General features: G+C 69.5%; 25 protein-coding genes and 1 pseudogene. 14 read left to right on the forward strand and 12 right to left on the reverse strand.

All coding sequences use genetic code 11. The features are described from left to right. Window positions 1-24 precede the first annotated feature (24 nt). From AH6_RS12410 to AH6_RS45845, 5 genes are read left to right on the forward strand one after another with little or no spacing between them, the layout of a single operon-like run. Window positions 25-987, forward strand: a complete 963-nt coding sequence (locus tag AH6_RS12410) for a TauD/TfdA family dioxygenase (protein ID WP_067478666.1) — start codon at window positions 25-27, stop codon at window positions 985-987. Window positions 988-1,001: 14 nt separating this feature from the next. Beyond that, a complete protein-coding gene (locus AH6_RS12415) occupies window positions 1,002-2,258 on the forward strand; it encodes an ATP-grasp domain-containing protein (RefSeq protein ID WP_067478669.1) in 1,257 nt (418 codons plus the stop codon). Next, entirely contained in the window at window positions 2,255-3,523 is a 1,269-nt protein-coding gene (locus tag AH6_RS12420) for an MFS transporter (protein ID WP_067478671.1), read from the forward strand. Before AH6_RS12415 ends, AH6_RS12420 begins: the two co-directional genes overlap by 4 nt. A gap of 34 nt (window positions 3,524-3,557) precedes the next feature. After that, window positions 3,558-3,857: a PALP domain-containing protein gene (locus tag AH6_RS45840; RefSeq protein ID WP_067478672.1), complete on the forward strand. Its 300-nt coding sequence runs from the start codon at window positions 3,558-3,560 to the stop codon at window positions 3,855-3,857. Window positions 3,858-3,862: 5 nt separating this feature from the next. Then, window positions 3,863-4,126, forward strand: a complete 264-nt coding sequence (locus AH6_RS45845; protein ID WP_067478673.1) for a tryptophan synthase subunit alpha — start codon at window positions 3,863-3,865, stop codon at window positions 4,124-4,126. Window positions 4,127-4,271: 145 nt separating this feature from the next. On the opposite strand, the gene AH6_RS12435 is transcribed toward AH6_RS45845, so the two are convergent. Further along, window positions 4,272-5,003 carry a MerR family transcriptional regulator gene (locus AH6_RS12435; protein ID WP_067478674.1) on the reverse strand — a complete coding sequence of 244 codons (732 nt, stop codon included), beginning with the start codon at window positions 5,001-5,003 and terminating at the stop codon, window positions 4,272-4,274. 54 nt (window positions 5,004-5,057) lie between these two features. Between AH6_RS12435 and AH6_RS12440 the strand changes: the two genes are divergently transcribed. Continuing rightward, a complete protein-coding gene (locus tag AH6_RS12440) occupies window positions 5,058-5,330 on the forward strand; it encodes a hypothetical protein (RefSeq protein WP_067478676.1) in 273 nt (90 codons plus the stop codon). A 38-nt stretch (window positions 5,331-5,368) separates the two neighbouring features. Here AH6_RS12440 and AH6_RS12445 read toward each other — a convergent pair whose 3' ends face one another. After that, window positions 5,369-6,055 carry an SDR family NAD(P)-dependent oxidoreductase gene (locus tag AH6_RS12445; RefSeq protein ID WP_067478679.1) on the reverse strand — a complete coding sequence of 229 codons (687 nt, stop codon included), beginning with the start codon at window positions 6,053-6,055 and terminating at the stop codon, window positions 5,369-5,371. A 79-nt stretch (window positions 6,056-6,134) separates the two neighbouring features. Here AH6_RS12445 and AH6_RS12450 point away from each other — a divergent pair, with 79 nt between their 5' ends. Together AH6_RS12450 and AH6_RS12455 are read left to right on the forward strand one after the other, a co-directional pair. After that, complete coding sequence (locus tag AH6_RS12450) at window positions 6,135-6,503, forward strand: MerR family transcriptional regulator (RefSeq protein ID WP_067478682.1); 369 nt, start codon at window positions 6,135-6,137, stop codon at window positions 6,501-6,503. 99 nt (window positions 6,504-6,602) lie between these two features. Next, window positions 6,603-6,989: a hypothetical protein gene (locus AH6_RS12455; RefSeq protein ID WP_067478685.1), complete on the forward strand. Its 387-nt coding sequence runs from the start codon at window positions 6,603-6,605 to the stop codon at window positions 6,987-6,989. A gap of 46 nt (window positions 6,990-7,035) precedes the next feature. Here AH6_RS12455 and AH6_RS12460 read toward each other — a convergent pair whose 3' ends face one another. The 4 genes from AH6_RS12460 to AH6_RS42320 all read right to left on the reverse strand — a co-directional run bounded on the left by AH6_RS12460 (window position 7,036) and on the right by AH6_RS42320 (window position 10,888). Next, window positions 7,036-7,887: a hypothetical protein gene (locus tag AH6_RS12460; RefSeq protein WP_067478687.1), complete on the reverse strand. Its 852-nt coding sequence runs from the start codon at window positions 7,885-7,887 to the stop codon at window positions 7,036-7,038. A gap of 8 nt (window positions 7,888-7,895) precedes the next feature. After that, window positions 7,896-9,854: an NACHT domain-containing protein gene (locus AH6_RS12465; protein ID WP_067478690.1), complete on the reverse strand. Its 1,959-nt coding sequence runs from the start codon at window positions 9,852-9,854 to the stop codon at window positions 7,896-7,898. A 22-nt stretch (window positions 9,855-9,876) separates the two neighbouring features. Next, window positions 9,877-10,245 (reverse strand): hypothetical protein, encoded by a 369-nt coding sequence (locus tag AH6_RS12470; RefSeq protein WP_157431423.1) that lies wholly within the window; start codon window positions 10,243-10,245, stop codon window positions 9,877-9,879. A gap of 439 nt (window positions 10,246-10,684) precedes the next feature. Then, complete coding sequence (locus AH6_RS42320) at window positions 10,685-10,888, reverse strand: TetR-like C-terminal domain-containing protein (RefSeq protein WP_157431424.1); 204 nt, start codon at window positions 10,886-10,888, stop codon at window positions 10,685-10,687. A 297-nt stretch (window positions 10,889-11,185) separates the two neighbouring features. Between AH6_RS42320 and AH6_RS12475 the strand changes: the two genes are divergently transcribed. Then, window positions 11,186-12,574, forward strand: a complete 1,389-nt coding sequence (locus tag AH6_RS12475; RefSeq protein ID WP_067479138.1) for a UDP-N-acetylmuramoyl-tripeptide--D-alanyl-D-alanine ligase — start codon at window positions 11,186-11,188, stop codon at window positions 12,572-12,574. A gap of 577 nt (window positions 12,575-13,151) precedes the next feature. Here AH6_RS12475 and AH6_RS12480 read toward each other — a convergent pair. After that, complete coding sequence (locus tag AH6_RS12480; RefSeq protein WP_067478696.1) at window positions 13,152-13,790, reverse strand: ATP-binding protein; 639 nt, start codon at window positions 13,788-13,790, stop codon at window positions 13,152-13,154. 289 nt (window positions 13,791-14,079) lie between these two features. Between AH6_RS12480 and AH6_RS12485 the strand changes: the two genes are divergently transcribed. The 3 genes from AH6_RS12485 to AH6_RS12495 all read left to right on the forward strand — a co-directional run bounded on the left by AH6_RS12485 (window position 14,080) and on the right by AH6_RS12495 (window position 15,762). Further along, window positions 14,080-14,934 carry a helix-turn-helix domain-containing protein gene (locus tag AH6_RS12485; protein ID WP_067479140.1) on the forward strand — a complete coding sequence of 285 codons (855 nt, stop codon included), beginning with the start codon at window positions 14,080-14,082 and terminating at the stop codon, window positions 14,932-14,934. 13 nt (window positions 14,935-14,947) lie between these two features. Next, window positions 14,948-15,163, forward strand: coding sequence for a DUF397 domain-containing protein (locus AH6_RS12490; protein WP_067478699.1), 216 nt, complete (start codon window positions 14,948-14,950; stop codon window positions 15,161-15,163). A 164-nt stretch (window positions 15,164-15,327) separates the two neighbouring features. Next, window positions 15,328-15,762, forward strand: a complete 435-nt coding sequence (locus AH6_RS12495) for a hypothetical protein (RefSeq protein ID WP_067478703.1) — start codon at window positions 15,328-15,330, stop codon at window positions 15,760-15,762. Window positions 15,763-15,813: 51 nt separating this feature from the next. Here AH6_RS12495 and AH6_RS12500 read toward each other — a convergent pair whose 3' ends face one another. The 5 genes and pseudogenes from AH6_RS12500 to AH6_RS12515 all read right to left on the reverse strand — a co-directional run bounded on the left by AH6_RS12500 (window position 15,814) and on the right by AH6_RS12515 (window position 20,167). Then, window positions 15,814-16,125, reverse strand: a complete 312-nt coding sequence (locus tag AH6_RS12500) for an STAS domain-containing protein (protein ID WP_067478706.1) — start codon at window positions 16,123-16,125, stop codon at window positions 15,814-15,816. Window positions 16,126-16,296: 171 nt separating this feature from the next. Beyond that, window positions 16,297-16,965: a glycoside hydrolase family 35 protein gene (locus AH6_RS47055; RefSeq protein WP_373861773.1), complete on the reverse strand. Its 669-nt coding sequence runs from the start codon at window positions 16,963-16,965 to the stop codon at window positions 16,297-16,299. 108 nt (window positions 16,966-17,073) lie between these two features. Then, window positions 17,074-17,982: pseudogene (locus AH6_RS47060) on the reverse strand (glycoside hydrolase family 35 protein); the annotation flags it as partial. Window positions 17,983-18,036: 54 nt separating this feature from the next. Then, the gene (locus AH6_RS12510) at window positions 18,037-19,305 is read right to left on the reverse strand and encodes an alpha-L-fucosidase (protein ID WP_067478712.1); all 1,269 of its coding nucleotides are present in this window, start codon (window positions 19,303-19,305) and stop codon (window positions 18,037-18,039) included. A gap of 31 nt (window positions 19,306-19,336) precedes the next feature. After that, window positions 19,337-20,167 carry an alkaline phosphatase family protein gene (locus AH6_RS12515; RefSeq protein WP_067478715.1) on the reverse strand — a complete coding sequence of 277 codons (831 nt, stop codon included), beginning with the start codon at window positions 20,165-20,167 and terminating at the stop codon, window positions 19,337-19,339. Between the two features lie 133 nt (window positions 20,168-20,300). On the opposite strand from AH6_RS12515, the gene AH6_RS12520 reads away from it, so the two are divergent. Both AH6_RS12520 and AH6_RS12525 read left to right on the forward strand, forming a co-directional pair. Beyond that, complete coding sequence (locus AH6_RS12520) at window positions 20,301-21,344, forward strand: LacI family DNA-binding transcriptional regulator (protein ID WP_067478718.1); 1,044 nt, start codon at window positions 20,301-20,303, stop codon at window positions 21,342-21,344. Window positions 21,345-21,393: 49 nt separating this feature from the next. Then, window positions 21,394-22,887 (forward strand): ABC transporter substrate-binding protein, encoded by a 1,494-nt coding sequence (locus tag AH6_RS12525; RefSeq protein WP_067478721.1) that lies wholly within the window; start codon window positions 21,394-21,396, stop codon window positions 22,885-22,887. The last annotated feature ends 25 nt before the right edge of the window (window positions 22,888-22,912 follow it).

Consider the following 22,912-nt stretch of genomic DNA (forward strand, 5'->3'; position numbering starts at 1 on the left):
GGGAGCGCCCGAGGGAGAGTGACCATGAAAGACCATATGCGTTCCGTCCACCGCCACGTGGACGACGAGACGCGCGACCTGCTGAAGAAGGAGATCGAGGAAAGGGTCGCCGACAGCGCGCTCGACCCCGACCGCGACACCGAGATCCTGGCCCGCATCGGCGCGTGGGCGCTGCGCCGCACGTTGCCGTCCGAGGCGCTGGGCGCACTGGAGGGCTTCGCCGCCTCCGGCAACCACGCGCTGCTGCTGGACAACCTGCCGCAGCCGGACGCGCCGCCGACGCCGGTGCACGGATTCGCCGACGAGGAACGGCTGCCGGTCCTGAACGCCCTGCACTTCGGGCTGATCCGGCTGCTCGGCCTCACCCCGTACGCGGTGGGCTACGAGAACCGGGGACGCCTCATCCGCAACGTCGTGCCGAACCCCGAGGCCGCCGGGACCGCCAGCTCGTGGGGCGCGGACTCGGAGTTCTTCTGGCACACCGACAACCCCCACCTGCCGTTCGGCGGCCCCGGCGTCAACCCCCGCCTGTACGTCCCGCGCTACCTGACCTTCTGCGTCGGCCGCAACCACGAGCAGGTGCCGACCGAGCTGATGGCGCTGGAGACCGCGCTCGACCACGTCCCCGACGACACGCTGCGCGTGCTCGCCGAACCGCGCTTCGAGGTGGCCGCGCCCGACTCCAACGACCTGGCCGACGACGGCAACCGCCGCGTCTACGGCCGCACCCCCGTCCTGGAACCCGACCGCGACGACGGACCCCGCGTCCGCTACGACCGCGGCACGACCCGGGCCCGCGACCGGGCCGCCGCCGAGGCGCTCGACGCGTGGGCCGACGCGCTCACCGCCGCCCCCTGCTGGCGGCCCGTACTGCGACCGGGCCACTTCCTGGTCTTCGACAACTACCGCGTCGTGCACCGCCGAGGTGCCTTCGAACCGGCGCCCGACCACGAAGCCCGGTGGTTGCGCCGGTGCTACGCCAGCTAGCAGAGGAGAAAGACATGTACCGAGTGGCGGTCATCGGAGGACAGCCCCATGCCGTGGCGGCGGCGAAGGAACTCGGCGTCGAGGTGGTCCTCGTGCACGAGGAGGGCAAGTACGAGGAGGAGTTCGCCGACTACTGCGAACGCATCGTCCACGCGCCCATCACCGACAGCCGGGCGCTGCTGGAGGCGCTCGCCCCGCTGCACCGCGAGCGCCCGTTCGACCGGGTGCTCACCACCAGCGAGGACGGCGCGGTCGCGACCAGCGAACTGTGCGAGATGCTCGGCCTGCCCGGCACGAGCCCGGAGACGTCGCGCATCGTCAAGGACAAGGCGGCGATGCGCAAACGCCTCGCCGAACACGACCTCAGCCCGGTGCGGCACCGCCTGGTGCACAGTGCCGACGACCTGGCCGACTTCCTCTACACCGTGAACGGCCGCATCGTCGTCAAGCCGGTGGACGGCGTCGCCAGCATCCAGATCCACGTGGCCGACACCGTCGAGGACGCCATGACCGCCTGGAAGCGGCTCCGCGAGGCCGGGCACGACGCGGCGCTGGCCGAGGAGTTCCTGGAGGGCCCGGTCGTCAGCGTCGACACCTTCTCCTACCGGGGCCGCCACCTCGCGATCGGCATGTCCGAGTACCGGATGAACGAGTACTTCGCCGAGTGGGAGGTCAGCACGCCGAGCCGCGTCTCGGTCCCGTACCGCGACGAGCTGCGCCGCATGACCTACGCGCTGCTCGACGCGCTCGGCCTGAAGGACGGCCCCGCGCACAGCGAGTTCATCCTGACCCCCGAGGGACCGCGCGTCCTGGAGACCCACAATCGACTGGCGGGCAGCGGCGCGCCCGAGCTGGTCCGCCGGGTGTCGAGCCTCAGCCTGTCGCGCATGTTCCTGTCGGTCACCCTCGGCATCGAGGAGCTGCCGGCCGAACCGCCGGAGTGGACGAGCGGCGCGGCCATCCGCTTCTTCGTACCGCCGCCCGGGAAGATCACCGCGATCGAGGGCGTGGACTCCCTGGCCGAACTGGGCGCGACGGTCGTCGAGGTGCCGCCGGGCGTGACGCTGCCGAACATCGTCCCCTACATCAACCGGCTCACCGGCGCGGAGCTGGGCGTCGTCATCGGCAAGGGCGTCGGCGACGAGGTGCGCGAGCTGCGCTCGGTGGCCGACTGCGTCAACGGCTACGTCATCGCCTCCGGCAAGGACGCCGACGACGCGGTGGCCAGGGGAGACGAGGTCGTGCGCCGCATCCGGATGGAGACACGATGACCACACGCGAGGCGACCACCACCGCCCCGACCGAACCCGAAGCGTCAATCTTCCGCGACACCAACTACCGGTGGTTGTTCACCGCGGCCCTGGTCAGCAAGATCGGCGCGCAGGTCAGCTACATCGCGATCCCCCTCATCGCGGTGACGAAGCTGAACGCCACCGCGGGCCAGGTCGGCCTGCTCGGCGCGCTGAGCTTCGCGGCTTTCCTGCTGGTCGGCCTGCCCGCCGGGGTCTGGGTGGACCGCATGCGCCGCCGCCCCGTCATGATCGCCGCCCAGATCTCACGGGCCGCGCTCATGGCCACGGTCCCGATCGCGTGGGCCCTGGACTCCCTCACCATCTACCAGCTGTACGCCGTCGTGCTGCTGAGCGGCGTCGGCACGGTCTTCGACGACGTCGCCGCGCAGAGCTACCTGCCGCACGTCGCCGGCCGCGACCGGCTCGTGGCCGCCAACACCGGCATGAGCAGCCTGAACGCGGGCAGCGAGGTGGCCGGGCGCAGCGTCGGCGGCTACCTGGTCGCGGCGGTCACCGCCGCCGGGGCCGTCATGGTGGACGTCGCCGGGTTCCTGCTGTCGGCGCTGATGTTGTTGCGCATCCGGCGTCCGGAGGCCAAGCCCGAACGCGCGACCGACCGCGACCTGCGCCGCGAGATGTGGGAGGGGCTGCGGTTCGTCCTCGGCCACCCCCTCCTGCGGCCGATCGCCTTCGCCGGGGCGCTCACCAACTTCTCGTTCCAGGTCAACCTCGTGATCATGCCGATCGTCTTCGTGCGGCAGCTGGAGCTGTCGGAGACCGCGCTCGGCGCGTACCTGTCGCTCGGCGGCGTCGGCGTGCTCATGGGCGCGCTGCTCGCCCGGCGCATCGCGCACCGCGTCGGGCACGGCCGGATGCTCTGGATCGCGGGCGCCGCAGTGGCCCCGATCGCACTGTTCGTCCCGCTGATCGACAACGGCCCGTGGTTGTTCGTCGCCGGGGCCGCGTGGCTGCTGGTGACCATGAAGGCGGGCATCGACAACGTCATCCAGGTCAGCTTCCGCCAGCGGGCGACACCCGACGCCATGCTCGGCCGGATGAACGCCACCATGCGCTTCCTGATGACCGGCGCCCTGGCGATTGGCGCCGCAGTCGGCGGCCTAGTGGCGCAACTAGCCGGCGCACGCGCCGCCCTGTGGGTGAGCGCGGCGGGCCTGGCCTGCATCTGGATGATCATCTATTTCTCACCGCTACGCGGAATGCGCGACCTACCGGGAGAGCCGTAAGCGAAAGGAGGACGCCGTCCGGTCGCCGAACCCCATGACCGGCCCGAGCGGGACCGAACGGTTCGGCGAGTTCGGCGGCCGCTACGTGCTGGAGTCGCTGATACCGGCCTGCACAAAAGTGGAGACGGCATTCCGCGACGCGTGGACCGACCCGTCGTTCCGCCGCGACCTCGACACCCTGCTGCGGGTCTACGCGGGACGGCCGACCGCGCTCACCCCCGCCTGGCGGCTCTCGGTCGAACTCGGCGTCACCCTCTTCCTCAAACGCGAGGACCTGGCGCACACCGGCTCCCACAAGATCAACAACGTGCTCGGCCAAGCGTTTACGCGGTGAGCCTGATGGGCACCACCGGCGAACGCTCCGACCTGGCCGAAAGCGCCGCCGAACTCTGCACCACGATCAAATCAGCGACTGACCGCCCCACCCTGCTGGGCTTCGGCATCTCGACACCGGCTCACGCCGTCCGAGCAGCACAATGGGCCGACGGCGTGGTCATCGCCTCCGCCCTGATGCGCCGAGCCCTGGACGGCGCGTCCTCCGCCGACCTGGCCGCCGACATAGCCGCCATCCGCGAAGCCTTGGACGTCAGCCAAGCCAGGTGAGCATCCCCTCGCGCTCACGAGCAGCAGCCCGAAAGAACTGCCGGAACGGAGCAGACCCCGACCCGCCCCGGCGATCTCCCGCTCCCCGAAAACAACATCGACTGAGCACCCAGCCCGTCCGGGAAGCCGCGCCCGTAACGTCGGGTCACGCGCCGAGCCGTGCCCGGATGAGCCGGTCGAGCCGCCGCCATGCCGGGGACGAGGCGTTGACCGTGCCCTGGATGAGGGCGGGGATCTGGGACGCCGCATCCAACTCGGGCGGGTCGTCGGAGCCGTAGCGGGCCCGGGTCGCCTCGGCGATCCGGCGGGCGAGGTCGTCGAGGCGGGGATCGTCGGCGTCGAGGTCGTGCGCCCGGTCGTAGTCGAGGAACAGCGCCCGCAGGGCGGGGTCGGCCAGGATCTCGCGCTGGTCCTGGAACAGCACCGTCGCCTGGTCGGGATGGGTGGCGAACACCAAGATCCACAGGTCGCGCTGCAGGTTCACCCACCGAGAGGTGAATCCCCAGCGCGCCAGTCGCTCCACGTGGGCGCCGACATCGGCGGGCAGCGGCGCAAGGTCCCCTGCGGCGAGCCGCCGCAACCGCTCCTGGGTCGCCTGCAGCCCGTGGATGCGGGCGGTGAGCCCGTCGTCGATCTCGCGCAGCGCCCGCCGGAACTCCTCGCCGGTCGCCGACCGCAACTCCCGGATGCGGGCCAGCGGGACACCGGCCTCGGCGAGCGTCCGGATCTTGATCAGGTCGATGGCGTCGCGCGCGCCGTAGCGCCGGTAACCCGACGCGTCGCGGCCGGGCTCGGGAAGCAGCCCCTTGTCGTGGTAGACGCGCACGGTCTTGATCGACACCCCGACGTGCCTCGCCAGTTGCCCGATGGTGAACACGCAGCCATCGTCCCACTTGACCTTTCCCCAGGGGCAGGGTCGCACCATGGCGTCATGACGAACACCGACATCGACCGGGAGACCCTGCGCGCGCTGGCCGACGGGGGCAACGAGACCGCTCTGGACCGGCTCGCGGACCTCGCCGACGCGGCCGACGACGTCGAGGAACTCCGCGAATTGCTGGACGAGGGCTCCGCACGCGCCGGTCTCCTGCTCACCCGGCGCGCGGTCGCGGCGGGCGACCTGCGCGAGCTGCAACGCATCTGCGACGCCGGATACGACGAAGCCGGGGACGAGCTGAACCGGCTGCTGGACACATCGACCTGAGAGCCCGAACGGGCGTGGCGGGTGGGTGGTCTGCTCGGTCAGGCGGCGGGCGGCCTCGTCGCCCCACAGACGGACCGGCCGGCGTGGAGGACCTCCAACTCCCAGCCTCCCAACGGCTGGTTGTGCAGCCGCCAGTAGTGCTCGGCGATGTCGTCGGGATCGAAAGCGGTACCGGGTGCGACGGGTCCGGCCACGGTGACGCTCGCGACGTGCACTCCCGACGCTCCGTACCGCTGATCCAACAACGTCACCAGCGTCCGCACCGAAGCCTTGCCGAGGGACAGGCTCAGATAATCAGGCTTGGGTTCCGGCATACCGCCGGTGACAAGGAACGAGCCACCATCCCGCGCGGCCATGGCGGGGATCAGGCGCGCGGCAACACTGTGCGCTCCGACGACGTTCACCGCATAGGCGTCCAGCAACCCGCGCGCCGACAACCCTTCGGTCGTATCGGAACGGATCAACGCGGCGTTGTAGACCACGACCTCGGGCGGCCCCAACTCATCGACCACCTGATCAAGGGCAATCCGCAGCGCAACCTCGTCAGTGACATCGGCAATGGCGCTGACAATCCGCACACCACTGGACGCGACGACCTCAGCAACGGCATCCAGACCTGCCCGACTACGAGCCACCAACGCGACCGGCAACCCCTCACGAGCAAAACGAAGCGCCACGGCCTGCCCGATGCCGGGCCCGGCACCGACGATCACGACTCCCGACATATCCGCCTTCCCTCCTCGATCGGCGATATTGGAAAGCTAAGGCGTCACATCGATGTGAGGGTCAAGCCCGGGGAGCGACATGCGGATCGGCGACCTGGCGGAGGCGACCGGCGTGAACCGGCGCTTGTTGCGCTACTACGAGGAGCAGGGACTGCTGCACCCCACGCGGACGGCCAACGGCTATCGCCGGTACGCGCCGTCGGACGTGGCGGCGGTGCGTCACGTCCGCGCCCTGCTGGCGGCGGGTCTGCCCACGGCCGTCATCGCCCGCATCCTGCACTGCATGCACGACGGCACCGACGGCCCGGCGCCGCCCGCCTGCCCGACCATGATCACCGAACTGCGCCAGGAACGCGGCCGCATCATCGAGATGATCGGTCGGCTCCAGACCTCCCGGCAAGCCCTGGACGCCCTGCTGACCGCCGCCGAAACGCCGGACGGATCATAGAATGACCTGCCCGAATGACAGCTGAAGGAGAGGAAAGTGCTCTTCTCCGGCTCCGAGACCGGCTGGTAGCTGATCGCCGCCGCGGCGACGGTGTTCTCCATGGCCACGATGTCTTCGTTGATCGCCGGAGCGAAGATCCCCGAAGCGGCGCGCAGCGCACTGGGACTGCACGGCAGGCAGGCCAAGCGGGTGTTCTACCGCCTGACGCCGGTGGCCGTCCTCATCGTCCTGGGGCTGTACCTGCTCCAGCCCGGCCCGGCAGCCCCGATCCTCTTCCTGTACAGCACCACGTTCGCCGCCATCCCGATCGCGATCTTCCCGGTCCGCAACCGGATGCTCCGTCTCTACTTCGCCCAGCAGCGCAACCCCGACGCCGAGAACAAGACCGACTGGCTCTCCACCGTCTGGATCTGCGGCTTCCTGTCACTGGTCATCCTGGCGGCCGTGGCCGCGTTGCTGACGACACCCGCGGGCATGCAGCACTGACCCCCGCCCTCACCACGCACCGGCAAAGGGTGCCGTTGAGTCGCTTCTAGATCCCGGTGATGGCTTTGAGGGTCTCCTTCGGGCGCTCGACCAACGGGATGTGCCATCCGCCCTGGCGTCCCTTGATCTCCTCGGTGATCAGTGCGGGGTAGACGGTGCGCCAGCGTGCGATCGCCTGGTCGACTTTGATGAGGGGGTCATGGACGGGCTCGTGCGCGTGGAGATAGACGACGCGGTCCGGGTGCCGGGAAGGGGCGCGGAGACGAAATGCTCCGATGTAGTCCGCTTCGGAGGTGACGGCTGGCATGCCCGCCGTGGCGTAGTGGTGACGGGCGCTGTTGATGATGTCGCGGTCGGCGTCGAGTTCGGGGGTTGGACGGGCCGCAGGCAGGTTCGCCAGGAGACGCCAAACCCCGCTGGCGAGGTATCCCCCTCTGTAGCTCGAAGCGAGGGTGAAGAACCAGCCGGGGCGGCGGACGTCCTGCGATGACGCCGGGGCGGTGTCGAGAACGAGATCCACCGGTGTGGTGAGACCGTCCATGCCGCGTAGCACGTCGTGCGCGCACATCCCGCCCATGGACGCTCCGTAGAAGACGATCCGTTCGGGCCTGAGGTTCCGGAGTCGGAGGGCCAGCGACGCTCGGATCGCCGTAGGGTCGACTCCCCGTTCGGCGTACTGGACGAGTAGGAGGCCGGTTGTCGCGTCGAGATGCGACGCGAAGGCCCGGCCCAGTTCGGCCGCTGGCATCAGATAGCCGGGAAAGACCACGATGAGCGTCGACAGGTCGCCAGAGCGGGGCGGGATGGAGATCAGGCTCGTTTCCTTCCCTCTGTGGTGGAAGGCTCCGGAGGCGGTGTCCGCTGCTACGAGCATGGCCAGGGCTACCGCAGTGAACACCGCACGTCTCATCGCTCGGCGAGCAGTTCCTGGAGACTGCCGTGACGGAACTCGAAGACCGACCCCTTCCGGCGGATGATCCGTTTTTCGTGAGTGTCTTCCAGGAAACTCCACACGAGCCAGGGTAGGTGGCCCCGCAGGACCATCCACCCCCGGACGAGCACCAGCCACCGGCCCCACGCCGTCGTCCCGACACCCCATGCCAGCCCGACGGCCGTTCCGATGAGCGCGCCCTCAGCGGGCCCCGTCACCGTGCCCGCGACCAGCCCGAACGGAACGCCGATGAACGCCATTTGGGCGAGCGCCCACAACCGGTTCGCGCTCAGCAGTCCTCGAGGGGTGGAGATCTCGTGCCCGGGCGCTCCCTCGGCCGCTGCGGGAATCGCGAACGCGAGGCCGAACACGCAGCAGTAACCGATCCATTCCAGGTATCCGACGTCCGGAACCTGGAAGCGCCAGAAGACCAGGGCGACCGCGGCCCCGCCGACGAAGGATCCGCCGGCCCCGAGCCACAGTTCGGTCCACACCGTCTTGGCCGCGCTCCCGAGCTCCCAGCGCCGTGCGAGCCAGGTGAGGAAGCTGCCCGCGAGCGTGCCCGTCGCCGCGGCGAACGGTAGCGTCCACAAGCCGACCGACAGGACGAGCGGCCTGCCCAGAACCCCGACACAGGCGCCTCCGACCAACCCGGCACCGAGCAGCGCCCAGGCGAACCGGGCCCGTCCGATGACGCCGATCCGCTGGATGCGCACGACCTGCGGGGTGGACGTCATGGAGATCACGAGAGCGACGGCGATCAGCAACGCGGCCGCCGCGGCCGCTCCCCCAGCGCCTTGCGCGAGCCAGCCGGTCCCCGCCCCCACCAGTCCCGCAGGGAACGCGAAGGCGGTCATCCGCGCAAGCAGTGGCACGGACGATCCGAACTCCCACCAGGCGAGCTCGGTTCGCCCCTCAGGTATCGCGCGGGCCAGACCGGCGACCCAGCTCGGACCGCGCCTACGCAGGATGTTGCTGGTCTCGTTCCGGTAGCGGCTCGGCACGAAACCGGTCAGCAGGTGCTGTTCGATCGCGTCAGCGGTCGGGAACTCCTCTCGGTCGGCGAACCGCTTGCAGGAAAGATCCCGTCCATAGAGATCGCGGGCCAAGCTCACCATCAGCGGTGACGACAGAGCCAGGCCGAGCCTGCCCGGATCGAGCCGCAACGCCTCGTGCCAGGTGTCCTCGTCCTCGGCCTCATTGGCCAGGTAGGCCGCTGCCGCATGCGGGCTGAGGCGTTCCAACCGGGCGAGCGTCGCAGACGCCAGCGGTCCAGCGGACCCGGCTGCCTTCTGGTACTCGTCGGGACGACTTGCGACGACCAGCGCCACCCTGGCGTTGTTGAGGCCGGACCAGACGAGGCGCCGCAGATCGGCGTCGGTCTCTTCCGTGGTGGTCTCGTCCCCGTTGACTTCGTCGAAGCCGTCCAAGATCGGTAGGATGGCGCCCTCGGTGAGCAGCGCGGCGGTGAGCGACTCGTCAAGGAACGGGTAATCGAGCGTGAGCCGGGAAATGATCCACTCGGTCAGCCCGCCGTTGTCAGATGTCCACGCGGTGAGATTGACGATCACCGGGACGGCCTCTTCCGCGTTCCTGTCCCGTTTCCGCAGCAGGTCGAGACTCAGACGGTCGAGGAAGACCGACTTTCCCGCCCCGGACTCACCGATCAGCACCAGGCGTCCGTGCGCAGCCATCCGGTAGAGCTCGACGGGCCGGTCGCCGGTGGTCCCGTCCTCGGCCCGCCAGTACACCGCGAGCTCGTCCGCGTGCCGGTCGCCCAGGTCGCCCAGACGGTTCTCGATCTCCTGCCGGACGGTCGAGGCGAGCCTGTCGGCCGCGTCGTCGAGGGCCTCGCGCCAGGTCTGTCGCCGCATGACGTTCGTCGTCCACACCTGGACGATGTCGCCCTCGGTATACGAGTTCTCGACCCGCATGACGGGCCGGGTCCACCGCGGCCTAATCACGCTTCTGCTGGAAGTCGCCCTTGACCTTGTTCCGGGAAGCGGACATATCTCCGTCTCCCTTTTGGCTTTGGTGGAAATCCTTGCCCAGGTCGTTGTCGTTCGCCCGCATCGAGGCGGCGCCGGCCGATTCCTGGCGGAGCGACCCACCCACCGTGTTCCCCGAGGCCTCCATGTCGGACATCCTGCTGGTGGGCAGCGGCAACCACCACTGGATGAGGACGCCGAGCAGGAGCACGACGATCCCGGAAGCCCACCACGCCGCTTCCTTGTGATCAGTGAGAAGACCGGTGCCGATGTTCACCGCGGCTCCGACCGCGACCGTTCCGATCGCGCCAAGCACCCTCTGCATCGCTGGACTCATATCAGCTCCTGAAGGAAACGAAACAAAGTCCTCGAAAGGCGCAGTATGCCGTAGCTGTCGCGAGATCCGTCACAACTTCCGGAAGTGCGTATGGGTTGTTTCGGATGGGAACGCGCTTTGGCGACTACCTGAGGCCGGGGCCGCCATCCCATGTCAGGTTCGTAGGGAAGGGACGCCTCGACTGGCCAACTCGCAGGGGCAGCGGGTGCGACGACCTCTTGGCCGGAGACGGGGGTCCTTGTGGCGGGACTTGGCCACGATGAGCCAGAGCAGGCTCTTCTGCTCACCCAAGTGGGTGGCGAGGCTGGTAAGGATCAGAGTTGTTCGCCGGACCTTCTCACCTACCCACAGATCCCCGCGCGACAAGGCCGTCAGATACAACACCCGCAAACCTGTAGCCAGTGCACCTCCGTTGACGGCACCCTGCCTCCTGCCGGTCTCAAGTCCTGCGATCTGGCGTTGCGGTTTCAGGGCGTGGTCCCATGCCGGTGAAGAGGGCGTGGAGGACGCGATCGACGTAGTCGTGGGTCAGGGGTTCCTGGGTGACCAGGAAGCGGTAGTACAGCGGGCCGGACAGCAGCGCCATCCCCAAGTCCCGGTCGAAGTCGGGTGCCAGTTGTCTCTGCTGCTGGGCCGTCTTCAGGCAGGCGAAGGTCTTCTATGGTCTTGCTGCGAGCGCTCGTGCACCACCAGCGTGCCCGCCACGCCAACGCTGCACATCTCTCACGCTGGCGCCACCACTCGCTCCAGCCTGGGACGCACAGTGGCGCGGATGGAGATCTTCTCGGCGGACACCCCCGTCACGGCTGGAGCTTCCAACGAGGCCTTGTTCGGCCGATCATGAGCGTCGGTGGTCAGGCATGATGCCCGGGTGAGCATCATCGTCAAGTTCTTCGTGGCGCCTGACCGGGTGCACTCGTCCATGTCCGCTGGAGTGTCCGTGATTCCGATGACGTTGACCGAAGTCGCCCGTCTGGCCGGTGGGCGTTTGGACGCGGCTCCTGATCCGGATGCCATGGTCACTGCTCCGGCGGTGATTGACTCTCGGCTGGTGCAGCCCGGGGGATTGTTCGCCGCGTTGCCTGGTGAGCATGTCGATGGGCATGACTATGCCCGGCAGGCGGTGGAGGCAGGGGCTGCGCTGGTTGTGGCGGCCCGTCCGGTTGGGGTGCCCGCCGTCATTGTGGAGGATGTCACCGCTGCCATGGGGCGCCTGGCCAGTGCGGTCGCCGCGCGTCTGGCCGACACCATCGTGATCGCTCTTACCGGGTCTTCGGGCAAGACCTCGACCAAGGACCTGCTGCTCCAGGTGCTGCGGCAGGACGCTCCGACGGTGGCGACCGAGCGGTCTTTCAACAATGAGATCGGGTTGCCGCTGACCGTCCTGCGTGCCGAGGCCAGCACCCCTTACCTGGTGTTGGAGATGGGTGCGCGTCATGCCGGGCACATTGCTTATCTCACTAGTCTGGTTCCGCCGCAGATCGGTCTGGTGCTCAACGTCGGCACCGCCCACGTTGGTGAGTTCGGTAGCCGCGAGGCCATCGCCCAGGCCAAAGGCGAACTCATCGAAGCGCTCCCTGATGCGGCCGATGGTGGTCTGGCCGTCCTCAATGCCGACGACCCTCTGGTGGCGGCCATGCAGACCCGGACCCGGGCTGTCATCGCGACCTTTGGGCGCGCCCCGCACGCCGACGTCCGTGCCGACGAGGTCGAACTCGACCGTGGCCGCGCCCGCTTCACCCTGACCACCCCGCACGGCACGGCCCCGGTCGCACTGCGGGTCGTGGGCGAGCATCAGGTGTCCAACGCGCTGGCCACGGCCGCCGTCGCCCACGGTGTCGGGATGGCACCGGCCGCGATCGCCGAGGCGCTCAGCGACGCCGAACCACTGTCGTCCGGTCGGCTGGAAGTGGTTGAGCGTTCCGATGGCGTGACCGTTATCAATGACGCCTTCAACGCCAATCTCGACTCCATGGCCGCTGGCCTGCGCACCTTGACCGCCATGGCCGACGGTCGCCGTGCCATTGCCGTGCTGGGTGAGATGCGCGAGCTGGGGGAGGAGACCACCTCCGCCCATGCCGAGGTCGGTCGTCTGGCCGCCGAGCTTGGTGTCGACCTGCTGATCACCGTCGGGGCCGCCGATGCCCAGACCATTGCCGTAGCCGCCCGCGCCGCTCGCCCGGACCTGGTCGTTGAGCAGGCCACCGACCGGCACACCGCCCAAGACCTGCTCAACGACGCCCTCAAGCCCGGCGATGTTGTTTTCATCAAGGCCAGCCACGCCCTGCACCTGGAACAACTCGCCACCGACCTCATCAACCAGCGCTGACGCTGGACCGCGTCTGATCACCTGCGGCGGCGGAAGGCCAGGAACCGTCGCCAGAAGCCGTTCTTCCTTCCAGTGTGGTCGGACCGTTCTGCCGATGCCTCGCTCTGGCTCTGCTGATCGTGAGTATCGGCAAAGCGGCGACCGGTTCGAGCAGGAGTGACGTGGACCGGCGTGGTCGCCGCGATGGCCAGTTGCCCCCTGGGGCTGTCAGACGCGGCTCGGAGAGTGTGGAGCCGGGTGAGTTGCTGGACGAACAGTCCCGCAGTTGCGGCTTCGAGAAGGCGTTCACCAGTGTTCGTGCGGACGAAAGCCCAGTAGGAGCCGGTGAAGTCGCCCCACCACATCATGACGTCGGGGAAGCACTGGCGGAGTTCGGCGAGTACTTGCTCAGGGTCTGGTTCTCGTTGGGCCCAGGCGGTCGGAGGCCGTGGGCGGGGTGGTGCGTTGTGGAACTGCACCTGTACTGGTGGGGGCGGCAGGTCGTGTTGGGCGAGCGATTGGCGGATGCGGGGAAAGCAGTGGCCGGGCATGGTGCTGGGCTCCCAGATCGTCGGTGAGTGGGGTGGTGGCCTTCTGCTCAGGACCGCGTTTCCAGCGAGCAGATGATGTGCTCGGCCGTCTCCTGGAGGTCGAGCAGCGGGTGGCGGCACGGCGTGCCGTCGTCGTTGCGCCAGGAGAACGCGTCCTGGTCGATGTGGACTTTCAGGTCGCCGGCCATGACGACCGATGTGCCGGTGAGGTCACTGTGGCGCTTTCCCTCGAAGCCGCGTACGGCCAGGAGCATCAGGAGCCGTTGCGCGGCGACCGCTGAGTGAAGGGGGCGACGAGAGCGCGGCCATGAGGGCGGCAGCGGCATTGCGAACCAGGTCGCTTTCCCGGCGACACGTTGCTTGCCGAGTTGTGAACGCGAGAGGTGGCAACCCCAGGCCGAGGACAGGGCGGCGACAATGCCCAGCCCCTTGCCGTGGCCGTCCAGCAGGTCCCCGGCTGCGAGCTGGGGGAGCTTGTCGCGGTCGGTGTCGAAGAGCGTGACCACCAGTTCCTTGCGGGGGTTGGTCCGCGCCCAAAGCCATAGTTCGGGCACGCGGATCGGCTCGAAACGCGCGGGCGGCTCAGCGTGCAGGAAGGCGTTGGTGGCCAGTTCGCTGACGGCCAGGACGCCGTCGTCTATCGCCCCTTCGGAAAAGGCGAGGGACCGCATCGCCGAGGCCAGCACGGTCCGGGCGTAGGAGCTGCAACAGCCGTCGGGCGGGAGTTGCCAGGCGCAACATCCGCCGAAAGGAAGGTCTGCGGGCTTTCCGTTGATCATCATCGCCTCCGTCGAGGGGGAGATCCGCTCATCGGAGCGGAATCAGGAGGTCAGACCCGGGGTCTTCCGCAATCGTGTACCGTCGTCCTAAGATTCGCAATACAGAGATTCAAAGTCGCCCGTTTGGCAATGAAATGTCTGGTTGCGCAGAGTCATCTACGATCGTCGCTACGTCAGCACGACGGAGGAGGAGCAGGTGACCGACCTGAGGCGAAGCCCGACGGTGCGCCGTCGCCGACTCGGCATCGAGTTGCGGAAGTTGCGCGAGGACGCTGGGATGACGGCTCATGAGGTGACGACGTCCCTGGAATGGTCACCCGGCAAGGTGACCCGTCTGGAGAAGGCGCAGGCGGTCAAGCCGATGGTCGCCGACACCCGGATGCTCCTCGGCCTGTACGGCGTGCCCCAGGACGACCCCCGCTACGAGGAACTGCTCACCCTCACCCGGCAGGCCCGCCAGCGCGGTTGGTGGAACTCCTACAAGGACGTGCTGGGGGACTCATATGTGGAGTTCGAGGCCGGGGCGGAGAAGATCCACGCTTACGAGCTCTCGGTCATTCCCGGGCTGTTGCAGACCCCGGCGTACGCCGCCGCCGTCAATCGGGGGCGTCTCATCCGGGATCCCGAGGAGAATGAACGGCTGGTGCAGCTCCGTATGGAACGGCAGCGCATCCTGGCCCACCAGGACCCGCCCTATCTGTGGGTGGTCATCGACGAAGCCGCCATCCTGCGACCGTTCGGCACTCTGGACGATCGGCAGGAGCAGTTGCGGCGGCTGATCGACACCGAACTGCTCGACCATGTCACCGTGCAGATCCTGCCGTTGCAGGTGGGGCCGCATCCGGGTCTGGCCGGTTCGTTCGTCATCCTCGATTTCCCCGAAGGGGATCCCAGCCTCGTCTACACCGAGACCCAGCACCTCAGCGTGTATCTCGAAGAACGAGGGGAGCTTCAGCGCTATAGCATGCTCTTTCAGCATCTGAGCGCGACCGCGCTGAGCCCCGATGAGAGCAACGCGTACCTGGCAAGGACACTTGCAAGTCTCAAGTAGAGAAGGTGCCCTCGTGACTTCCTCGCCCACGGGCAAGCCCGGGACCGGATGGCGTAAGTCCAGCCGCAGCCAGGGAGGCAGCGGCAACTGCGTCGAGACCGCCCACTTCCCCGCGCACGGCATCCTGATCCGCGACTCTAAGAACCCTGACGAACGGCCGCTAGCGCTCGCGCCTGGCATGTGGCGGGTGCTCGTCACCGCCATCAAGGACAACCAGTACGACCTGTGAAGCCCGGCTCGGCACCTCTGCCGAGCCGGCCTCGGTCTGCTCCCGCCTGATCAGCCGTGTCCAGGAGTGGGTCTAGACCCACCCGGCCGTGTGGATAGGCGCATACCGGGCTGGTCGCGTGCTCCGTAGCGTCGATAGCACATCGACACGAAGGAGCAAGGATCATGGCGAACACCGGCACCGACACCGCGACGGCGCAGCTCAACACCCAGGGCGCGTTCGACACGGTGCACAAGTACGTCGCGCTCTTCGGTGCCGTCGGCGTCATCGTCCTCGGCACGGTCGCCGTGATGGCGTTCACCGGTCACGAGGCGAACCCGTTCATGTGGATCCGGGGGACGATCCTGTTGCTGGTCACCTATCCGCTGCACCGGTTCGCCGTCCGGGCTTCCCAGGGGGAGGACAAGGCGTTCGACCGGCTGCGCACCCTCGCGACCGTCCTGCCGATCGCGATCATTGCCGTGGACCTGATCCCCGGTCTCTGCCCGGCGTGGTACGCCGTGCTTCAGGGACTGTCCGCCCTCGCTCTGATCGGCGTCGCGGTCCTCACCCGTGGGTCCGCGCTGACCGCCGCCTTCCCCGCTCCCGGCAAGAAGTGAAGAGCCAAGACCTGCCGCTCGGTTGGCGGTCGCGCGGGGCAGGGGCCGCGATCAGTTCAGCGTGAAGAGCCTGTTCAGGCCCGTGGCGTTCAGGACCTGCTGCAACGAGTGGTCGACGCCCGTCAGCAGGAGATCGCCGCCCTGCTGCCGCAAGCGGGTCAGGGTGTCGACGAACAGCCCCACGCAGCCGAGATCGACGAAGGTCAGTCCGGTCAGGTTCAGGCACACGCAGCGCTCACCGTTCTGGACGGCCTCGTCCAGCAGTTCGACGAGGTCGCCCTTGGTGGCCAGGTCCAACTCGCCGACGATGTTGATCACTACCACCGGTCCCGCCCGCCGCACCGAGAGCTGGAGTAGGTCCATGGGCTTCTCACTTCCCGTGCCAAGTCCCGGCCGGACGCTCGCCGGGCCGACTCCGACGTGACCCGAACGAAGCGCCGAACGCGCATTCCGTCACAACCAGTGATCATCTGCTTGCGCGTCCAGCATAAGCCCGCTCGGCCGGAAGTCGCCGGAAAACCGGCAACGCGGCCGTCATGGTCCCGGGGCGGTCCGCAACTCGATGACCGGGTCGGCGCAACCGTCGAGTTCGAGGACGACCAGTTCGTTGTCCCCCGCGTGCAGCAGCGGCCAGGGCAGGTAGAGGGTGTGCTGCGGGCCGCGGTCCCAGTAGCGGCCGAGGCAGAAGCCGTTCACCCACACGTAGCCCTTGGTCCAGCCGGGCAGGGCGAGATGGCCGTCACGGGGTTCGGTGACCGTGAGGACGCCCCGGTGGAACAGCGGGCCGCGTCCGGCGGTGTCCGGAGTTCCCCAGGGCAGACCGGAGATGTCCCCGACGGGGTAGGTCGACGCCGTCCAGCCGTGCACGTACTGCTGGTCGTGCCGGACGCCGCCGACCAGCCCCTTGCGGTCGCCGAGCCCGGGACCGTAGTTCACCCGGCCCATCGACTCCACCAGGATCTCCACCGTCGCCGACGCGCCGGGCACGGCGACGCCCACCGATGTGCGGCCCGACCGTTCGGCCACGGCCACCTGCTCGCCGTCGACGTAGACGTGCGCGCGGTCGGCCAGACCGTCCAGGTGCAGGTCGCGGGCCTGGCGGGGGCCGGGGAGTTCCGCCCGGTAGAGGACCAGGCCGTGGTGCAGGCCCAGTTCCTCGAACGTCGGCGGCACGGCGGCCTCGGCGGTGGCCGCCGGGGGCACGTCCAGCAGCCGCAACGTCTCGGTCAGCCGGACCGACGCGGCGGGCAGCGGCGGCGGCAGCGGTTCCGGCTCGGGGATCTCCCGGGTCTGGTGGCGCGACAGGACCTCGCGGAAGGCCCAGAACTTGGCGGTCGGCGCGCCGCGCTCGTCGATGGGGGCGTCGTAGTCGTAGGAGGTGACGGTCGGCAGGTAGGTCCCATCCTCCAGGTTGGCGCCCGCCCACATGCCGAAGCTGGTCCCGCCGTGGGCCATGTAGAGGTTGACCGAGGCGCCCGCCCGGAGGATCCGCGCGAGCGTCCCGGCGGCGTCGGCGGGATCGCGGACATTGTGCTCCCGGCCCCAGTGGTCGAACCAACCGTCCCAGAACTCCATGCACATCGGCGGGTCGTCCGGCCGGAACCGGGCCAGCGCGGCGAACGCCTCATCCGGCTCGGAACCGAAGTTGACGGTCGCGGCCGCGCCCGCCAGCGTGCCTGCGGCCAGCATGAAGTCGGCGGGACCGTCGGAGGTCACCAGCGGCACGTCAATGCCGCGCTCGCGCAACGCGTCGCCGAGCCAGGCCAGGTAGCGGCGGTCCGAGCCGTAGGATCCGTACTCGTTCTCGGCCTGCACCATGATGACGTTCCCGCCGCGGGTGGCCTGCCGCTCGGCGACGATCGGTAGGACGGCGTCGAAGAAGCGGGCGACGTGCCCGAGATAGGTCGCGTCGTGGCAGCGGAGCCGCGCGCCCCGGTCGGCCAGCAACCAGGACGGCAGGCCGCCGTTGTCCCACTCGGCGCAGATGTAGGGGCCCGGACGCACGATCGCGCGCAGCCCGGCCTCGGCGGCCGCGTCCAGGAAGCGCCCCAGGTCGGCGTGCCCGGTGAAGTCGAACCGGCCGGGTTCGGGTTCGTGCAGGTTCCAGGCGATGTAGGTCTCGACGGTGTCGAGCCCCATGGCCCGCACCATCGCCAGCCGGTGCGGCCACTGCTCGGGCAGCACGCGGAAGTAGTGCAGTGCCCCGGAAAGGATCATCTTGTGGTTCCCGTCATCGGTCGGAGTGCGGAGGCGGCGCGGCCTGCCGGGCCCTGCTCAGCCGTGGCCCGCGCCGGTGTAGAGGTCGAGTTCCCCGTCGAGTTCGACGGCGATGACCGTGGCGTACGGGTCCAGGTCGGCTTCCCCGGGCGCGTCGAGGTAGAGCACGCCGGGGACCTCCTGGAACCCGCCGACCGTGCGGTGGGCCAGTTCCCGCCCGGAGCCCAGCACGCGCGCCACGCGGACCGCGTTGCGGATCCCGCGCACGGCGACGAACTCCCGGGGGACGTCGAAGAGGGTCAGGTAGAGGGTCCGCCGGTCGGCGGACAGGGTGGACGGCCCGTAGTGGTGCCCGTGCGGCAGGCCCGCGCCGGTGCCGTACACGGCCTCCTCGTGCCGCCTGATCCAGTCGCCGAGGCCCTCCATGCGTTCGACCTGCTCGGGGACGAGCGTGCCGTCCTCCCGTGGCCCGATGGCGAGCAGGAGGTTGCCGTCCGCCCCGATCGTCTCGGTGAAGACGCGGATGATCTGCCGCAGCGACTTGTGGTTGTGGTCGGCGTGCCGGTGGCCCCACGAGTCGTTCATCGTGAGGCACAACTCCCAGGGGCCCTCCGGTCGGGCGATCGGGACGCCCTGCTCGGGGGTGGCGTAGTCGCCGTGGCCGAGCATGCGCCCGTTGAGGACGGCCTGCGGCGCCCACGCGGTGAGCAGGTCGCGCAGTTCCGCCATCCGCCACTGCCGCTCGTCTAGCTCCCACTGGCCGTCGAACCAGAACAGGTCGGGCCCGTAGCGGTCGGCGAGTTCGCGGAGCTGGGCGCGGTGGAAGGCCAGGAAACGCTCCCAGTGCTCGCCCCGGTCGAGCGCGGACTCCTCGTGCCCGCCGGGTGGTCCTCCGCCCTCGGGGTCCTGGTCATGCGGCCGCGCGGCGATGTAGTCGGGGTGGGACCAGTCCAGGTGGGAGAAGTACAGGCCGACCTTCACGCCGTGCCGGCGCATGGCGCGGACGTACTCGCCGACCAGGTCGCGGCCCGCAGGGGTGCGGCGGGCGACGTTCAGGTCACCGGCCGCGCTGTCCCACAGCGCGACGCCGTCGTGGTGCTTGGCCGTGAGCACGGCGTAGCGCGCGCCCGCGGCGGTGAAGACCCGCCCCCACTCGTCGGGGTCGAACCGCGCGGCGGTGAACCCGTCGAGCTGCCGCATGTACTCCGCGTAGGTGATCTCTCCGGTGAAGAAGGACCAGGACTCGGTCACCCCCTGCACCGCGTAGATCCCCCAGTGCAGGAAGACGCCGAGTTTGGCGTCCGGGAACCAGGGTCGCATCGTCATGGGGCGGCGCCTTTCCGCGTTCGTCGGGTGGTCATCGGGTGAAGGGGCGTCCGGGCAGGGCCCATTCGGGCCGTGGGGTGATGCCCAGAGCGCGCAGTACGTGGGCGTGGACGTCGACCTGCCGCAGTCCGGACGGTGCCCGGCGCGGCACGTGCGGGCCCGTGGCGGCGATCCAGGCGGTGCGCTCGGCGTCGCTGTCGCCGTCGTGACGCCCGTCCTCGCCGTGGCCGTGGTCGGTGGTGACGATGACGGTCCACCGCTCGTCCGCGAACCCGGGCCGGGCGCGGATCGCGGCGAGCACGCGGCCGATGCGCTCGTCGCTGGTGGTGACCGCGGCGGTGTAGTTCGGTGTGGGGCCTTCGGCGTGGGCGATGGTGTCGGGCAGGCCGAAGTAGACGAACGCGGCGGCGACGTCGCCGCCGCCGAGGGCCTCGCACGCGTGCTCGGCGACCGCTCCGTCGAGCACGTTCCAGTCCTCGGCCTGGCCGGGCAGGAAGCCGCCGCCGAGAAAGATCGGACCGCCGTGCGTCTCGTGCACGAGCTGCGGCCAGGCACCGGCCGCGTAGGTGCGGGCGCCGGGGAGCAGGGTCCGCGCGCGGGTCAGGAAGTCGGGGTGCTCGTGGATCCGGTGGCCGGTCAGGTCGTTGCCGTAGACCAGGTGCCGGTCGGCCGGGACACCGGTGGCGACGGTCGTCCAGCCGGGCCCGGAGATCGGCTGCGCGACGTCGTCCACCCGCACCGGCGCGAGGAAGCCCTCGGCCGCGATCGTGTCGATCGCCGGGGTGCGCGCCGCCAGCAGGGTGTCGTAACGGACGCCGTCCACGCCGAAGACGATGACGCGGTCACGGGGGCGCTCGGTCATGTTCCTTCCCTTCCGGCCGCGGACGCCGGCTCCGCGCGAGGTGTTGACAGTGATGCTCGACACACGGTACTAAATGCGTTTAGCAGCGTACATAAATGGTTTTAGCGCTGACAAGACATCGTGGAGGCCGGGCATGGACGAGCAAAGCGGCGGCGCGCCGGCGACCCCGACGATCGCCGACGTCGCCCGGCTGGCCGGGGTCTCCAAGGGCGCGGTCTCGCTCGCCCTCAACGACAAGCCGGGGGTGAGCGAGGAGACGCGGCAGCGGATCAGGGAGGCCGCCGAGACGCTCAACTGGCGGCCGAGCATCCACGCCAGGGCGATGTTGCGGTCCCGGGCGTTCGCCGTGGGCCTGGTGCTGGCCCGCGATCCCCGCCACCTGGCCCTGGACCCGTTCTTCGCCGGCTTCCTCGGCGGCGTGCAGACCGTGCTCGCGGACAGCAACTCGGTGCTGGTGCTCCAGGTCGTGGGGCAGGGCGAGGAGGCCGAGGCGGAGGGCTACCGGCGGCTGGCGCGCGAGCGCCGCATCGACGGGGCGTTCCTGCTCGACGTCCGCACCGACGACCGGCGCCCGGCGCTGCTGCGGGAACTCGGCCTGGCCGCGGTCGCCGTCGGCCCGGACGGCGCGGACTACGACGGCACCCCGTTCGTCGGGGTCCGCGACGGCGACGGCATCCGCGACGCCGTCGAGCACCTGGCGGGGCTCGGCCACCGCCGGATCGCGTTCGTCGAAGGGGCGCCCGCCTACCTGCACTCGGCGTCCCGGCTCGCGGCCTGGCGGGACGCGATGCGGGCCCACGGCCTGCCCGCCGGACCGCACGCGGCGGGGCACTTCACCGGCGAGGGCGGGGCGGCGGCCACCCGGCTGCTGCTGGAGCGGCGCCCCACGGCGATCGTGTACGCCAGCGACCTGATGGCGATCGCCGGGATGTCGGTGGCCCGGGAGGCGGGGCTCGACGTCCCCGCGGACCTGTCCCTCACCGGCTTCGACGACAACCCCGAGGCGGCGCACCTGCACCCGCCGCTGACCACGGTCCGCCAGGACCCGGTCGCGGTCGGCGCGGCGGCGGCCGAACTGCTGATGGCCCGCATCGACGGCCGCCGGGTCACCCCCGTGTCGCCGTCCCCCCGGCTCATCGTGCGCGGCTCCACGGCCGCCCCGCCCGCCGCACGCTGACCCCCACCCCCACCCCCACCCCTATTCCTTCACGAAGGAAGGAACGACCATGTCCGAACCTCGTATCCCCTCGGTGTCCCGGCGGGGTTTCCTGTCCGGCGCCGCCGGACTCGGCGGCCTCGCGCTGCTGGCGGCCTGCGGCGGCAGCGGCGGCTCGTCCGCCGGCGGCAAGGGCACGATCACCCACTGGGACAAGTGGACCACCCAGCAGTCCTGGGTGAAGAAGGAGATGGAGCGCTTCCAGAAGGCGACCGGCATCCAGGTGAACCGCACGCTCCAGGCGTCGGGCAACCTGGAGGACCTGCTCAACCTCGCCGCCCGCGGCGACAACCTGCCCGACGTGTTCATGGTGGCGCGCGACCGGCTGGACGAGCACATCAAGCAGGGGCACCTGCTGCCGCTGAACAAGTACGCCACCGCGGACTGGCAGAAGACCTTCCCGGCGCACTCGTTCGTCAACGGCGTCAACGCGGCCGACGGCAAGATCTACTCGGCGCCGTTCACCGGCTTCGGGCCCGAGCTGCAGCTCTACGTCAACAACAAGGTCTTCAAGGACGCCGGGCTGGTCGACTCCGGCGGCCAGGTGCTGCTCCCCAAGACCTGGGACGAGGTGACCCGGGCCGCCGAGCAGATCACCCGCAAGGGCAACGGGAGCGTGCACGGGATCGGCTTCGGCAACAGCGCCTTCCCGATCATCAACTGGTGGATCAAGCCCTTCCTGGCGGGCTCGGGCAACCCCGTCTCGGTCCCGCCGAGCGTCCCCGACGGCCTGGACCTGCGCACCGGCAAGTTCACGCGGTACACCGACCGCACCTACACCGACTTCCTCACCCTGTTCCTGGAGTGGAAGAACAAGGGCTACATCATGCCCAACTCGCTCAGCGTCGACGACGAGATCGCCCGCCAGCAGTTCGCCCGCGGCAAGTTCGGCATGACCGTCGGCGGCGTGTGGAACCAGCCCGGCTGGACCGAGCTCGGCTTCACCGACTTCTCCACCGTCTCGATGGTGACCCCGGACGGGCAGCAGAAGAGCAGCTACTACCACGGCGCGGGCTCGGTCATGCTGGCGCTCTCCGCCGACTCCAAGCGCCCCGACGAGGCGTGGGAGTGGTTCAAGTGGTGGCACGGCAAGGACGCCGCGACGCGCTTCGTGCAGGACCTCAAGGGCGACATCTCGATCCACCCCGAGGCCAACGACCCCGGCAAGATCGACCTCGCGCCGTTCAAGCAGTACGTGGAGGCCGCCAAGCTGGTGATCCCCGGCCCCCAGCCCTCGCTGCGCAACCCCGCCACCATCCACGTGGTGCCCGACCAGGCCAAGCCCACCTTCGACGACTTCTGCACCGGCGTGTACACCGGCCAGATCAAGGACGTGCCCGGGGGCCTGCGGACGCTGGCCGAGGACCTGGAGGGCAAGTTCGAGGACGCGCTGAAGAAGGCCAAGGACAAGGGCCACAAGGTCAGCCGGGACGACTACGTCTTCGCCGACTGGGACCTGACCAAGCCCTACAAGTGGGACATCCCCCAGTACCTCGGCGCCTGAGCGCCCCGACCGCCTGACAGGAGGT

The sequence above is a fragment of the Actinomadura hibisca NBRC 15177 genome (genome assembly GCF_001552635.1).
Lineage (GTDB): Bacteria > Actinomycetota > Actinomycetes > Streptosporangiales > Streptosporangiaceae > Spirillospora > Spirillospora hibisca.

Bases quoted from the DNA above. Each gene is read 5' to 3' on its own strand.
- AH6_RS12500 (WP_067478706.1), bottom strand. From the start codon at position 16,125: ATGGACCTACTCCAGCTCTCGGTGCGGCGGGCGGGACCGGTGGTAGTG.
- AH6_RS12515 (WP_067478715.1), bottom strand. From the start codon at position 20,167: ATGACCGAGCGCCCCCGTGACCGCGTCATCGTCTTCGGCGTGGACGGC.
- AH6_RS12470 (WP_157431423.1), bottom strand. From the start codon at position 10,245: ATGAGTCCAGCGATGCAGAGGGTGCTTGGCGCGATCGGAACGGTCGCG.
- AH6_RS12520 (WP_067478718.1), top strand. From the start codon at position 20,301: ATGGACGAGCAAAGCGGCGGCGCGCCGGCGACCCCGACGATCGCCGAC.
- AH6_RS12415 (WP_067478669.1), top strand. From the start codon at position 1,002: ATGTACCGAGTGGCGGTCATCGGAGGACAGCCCCATGCCGTGGCGGCG.
- AH6_RS45840 (WP_067478672.1), top strand. From the start codon at position 3,558: ATGACCGGCCCGAGCGGGACCGAACGGTTCGGCGAGTTCGGCGGCCGC.
- AH6_RS12410 (WP_067478666.1), top strand. From the start codon at position 25: ATGAAAGACCATATGCGTTCCGTCCACCGCCACGTGGACGACGAGACG.
- AH6_RS12455 (WP_067478685.1), top strand. From the start codon at position 6,603: ATGGCCACGATGTCTTCGTTGATCGCCGGAGCGAAGATCCCCGAAGCG.
- AH6_RS12495 (WP_067478703.1), top strand. From the start codon at position 15,328: ATGGCGAACACCGGCACCGACACCGCGACGGCGCAGCTCAACACCCAG.
- AH6_RS12510 (WP_067478712.1), bottom strand. From the start codon at position 19,305: ATGACGATGCGACCCTGGTTCCCGGACGCCAAACTCGGCGTCTTCCTG.
- AH6_RS12525 (WP_067478721.1), top strand. From the start codon at position 21,394: ATGTCCGAACCTCGTATCCCCTCGGTGTCCCGGCGGGGTTTCCTGTCC.
- AH6_RS12465 (WP_067478690.1), bottom strand. From the start codon at position 9,854: ATGCGGGTCGAGAACTCGTATACCGAGGGCGACATCGTCCAGGTGTGG.
- AH6_RS12440 (WP_067478676.1), top strand. From the start codon at position 5,058: ATGACGAACACCGACATCGACCGGGAGACCCTGCGCGCGCTGGCCGAC.
- AH6_RS12450 (WP_067478682.1), top strand. From the start codon at position 6,135: ATGCGGATCGGCGACCTGGCGGAGGCGACCGGCGTGAACCGGCGCTTG.
- AH6_RS45845 (WP_067478673.1), top strand. From the start codon at position 3,863: ATGGGCACCACCGGCGAACGCTCCGACCTGGCCGAAAGCGCCGCCGAA.
- AH6_RS12420 (WP_067478671.1), top strand. From the start codon at position 2,255: ATGACCACACGCGAGGCGACCACCACCGCCCCGACCGAACCCGAAGCG.
- AH6_RS12445 (WP_067478679.1), bottom strand. From the start codon at position 6,055: ATGTCGGGAGTCGTGATCGTCGGTGCCGGGCCCGGCATCGGGCAGGCC.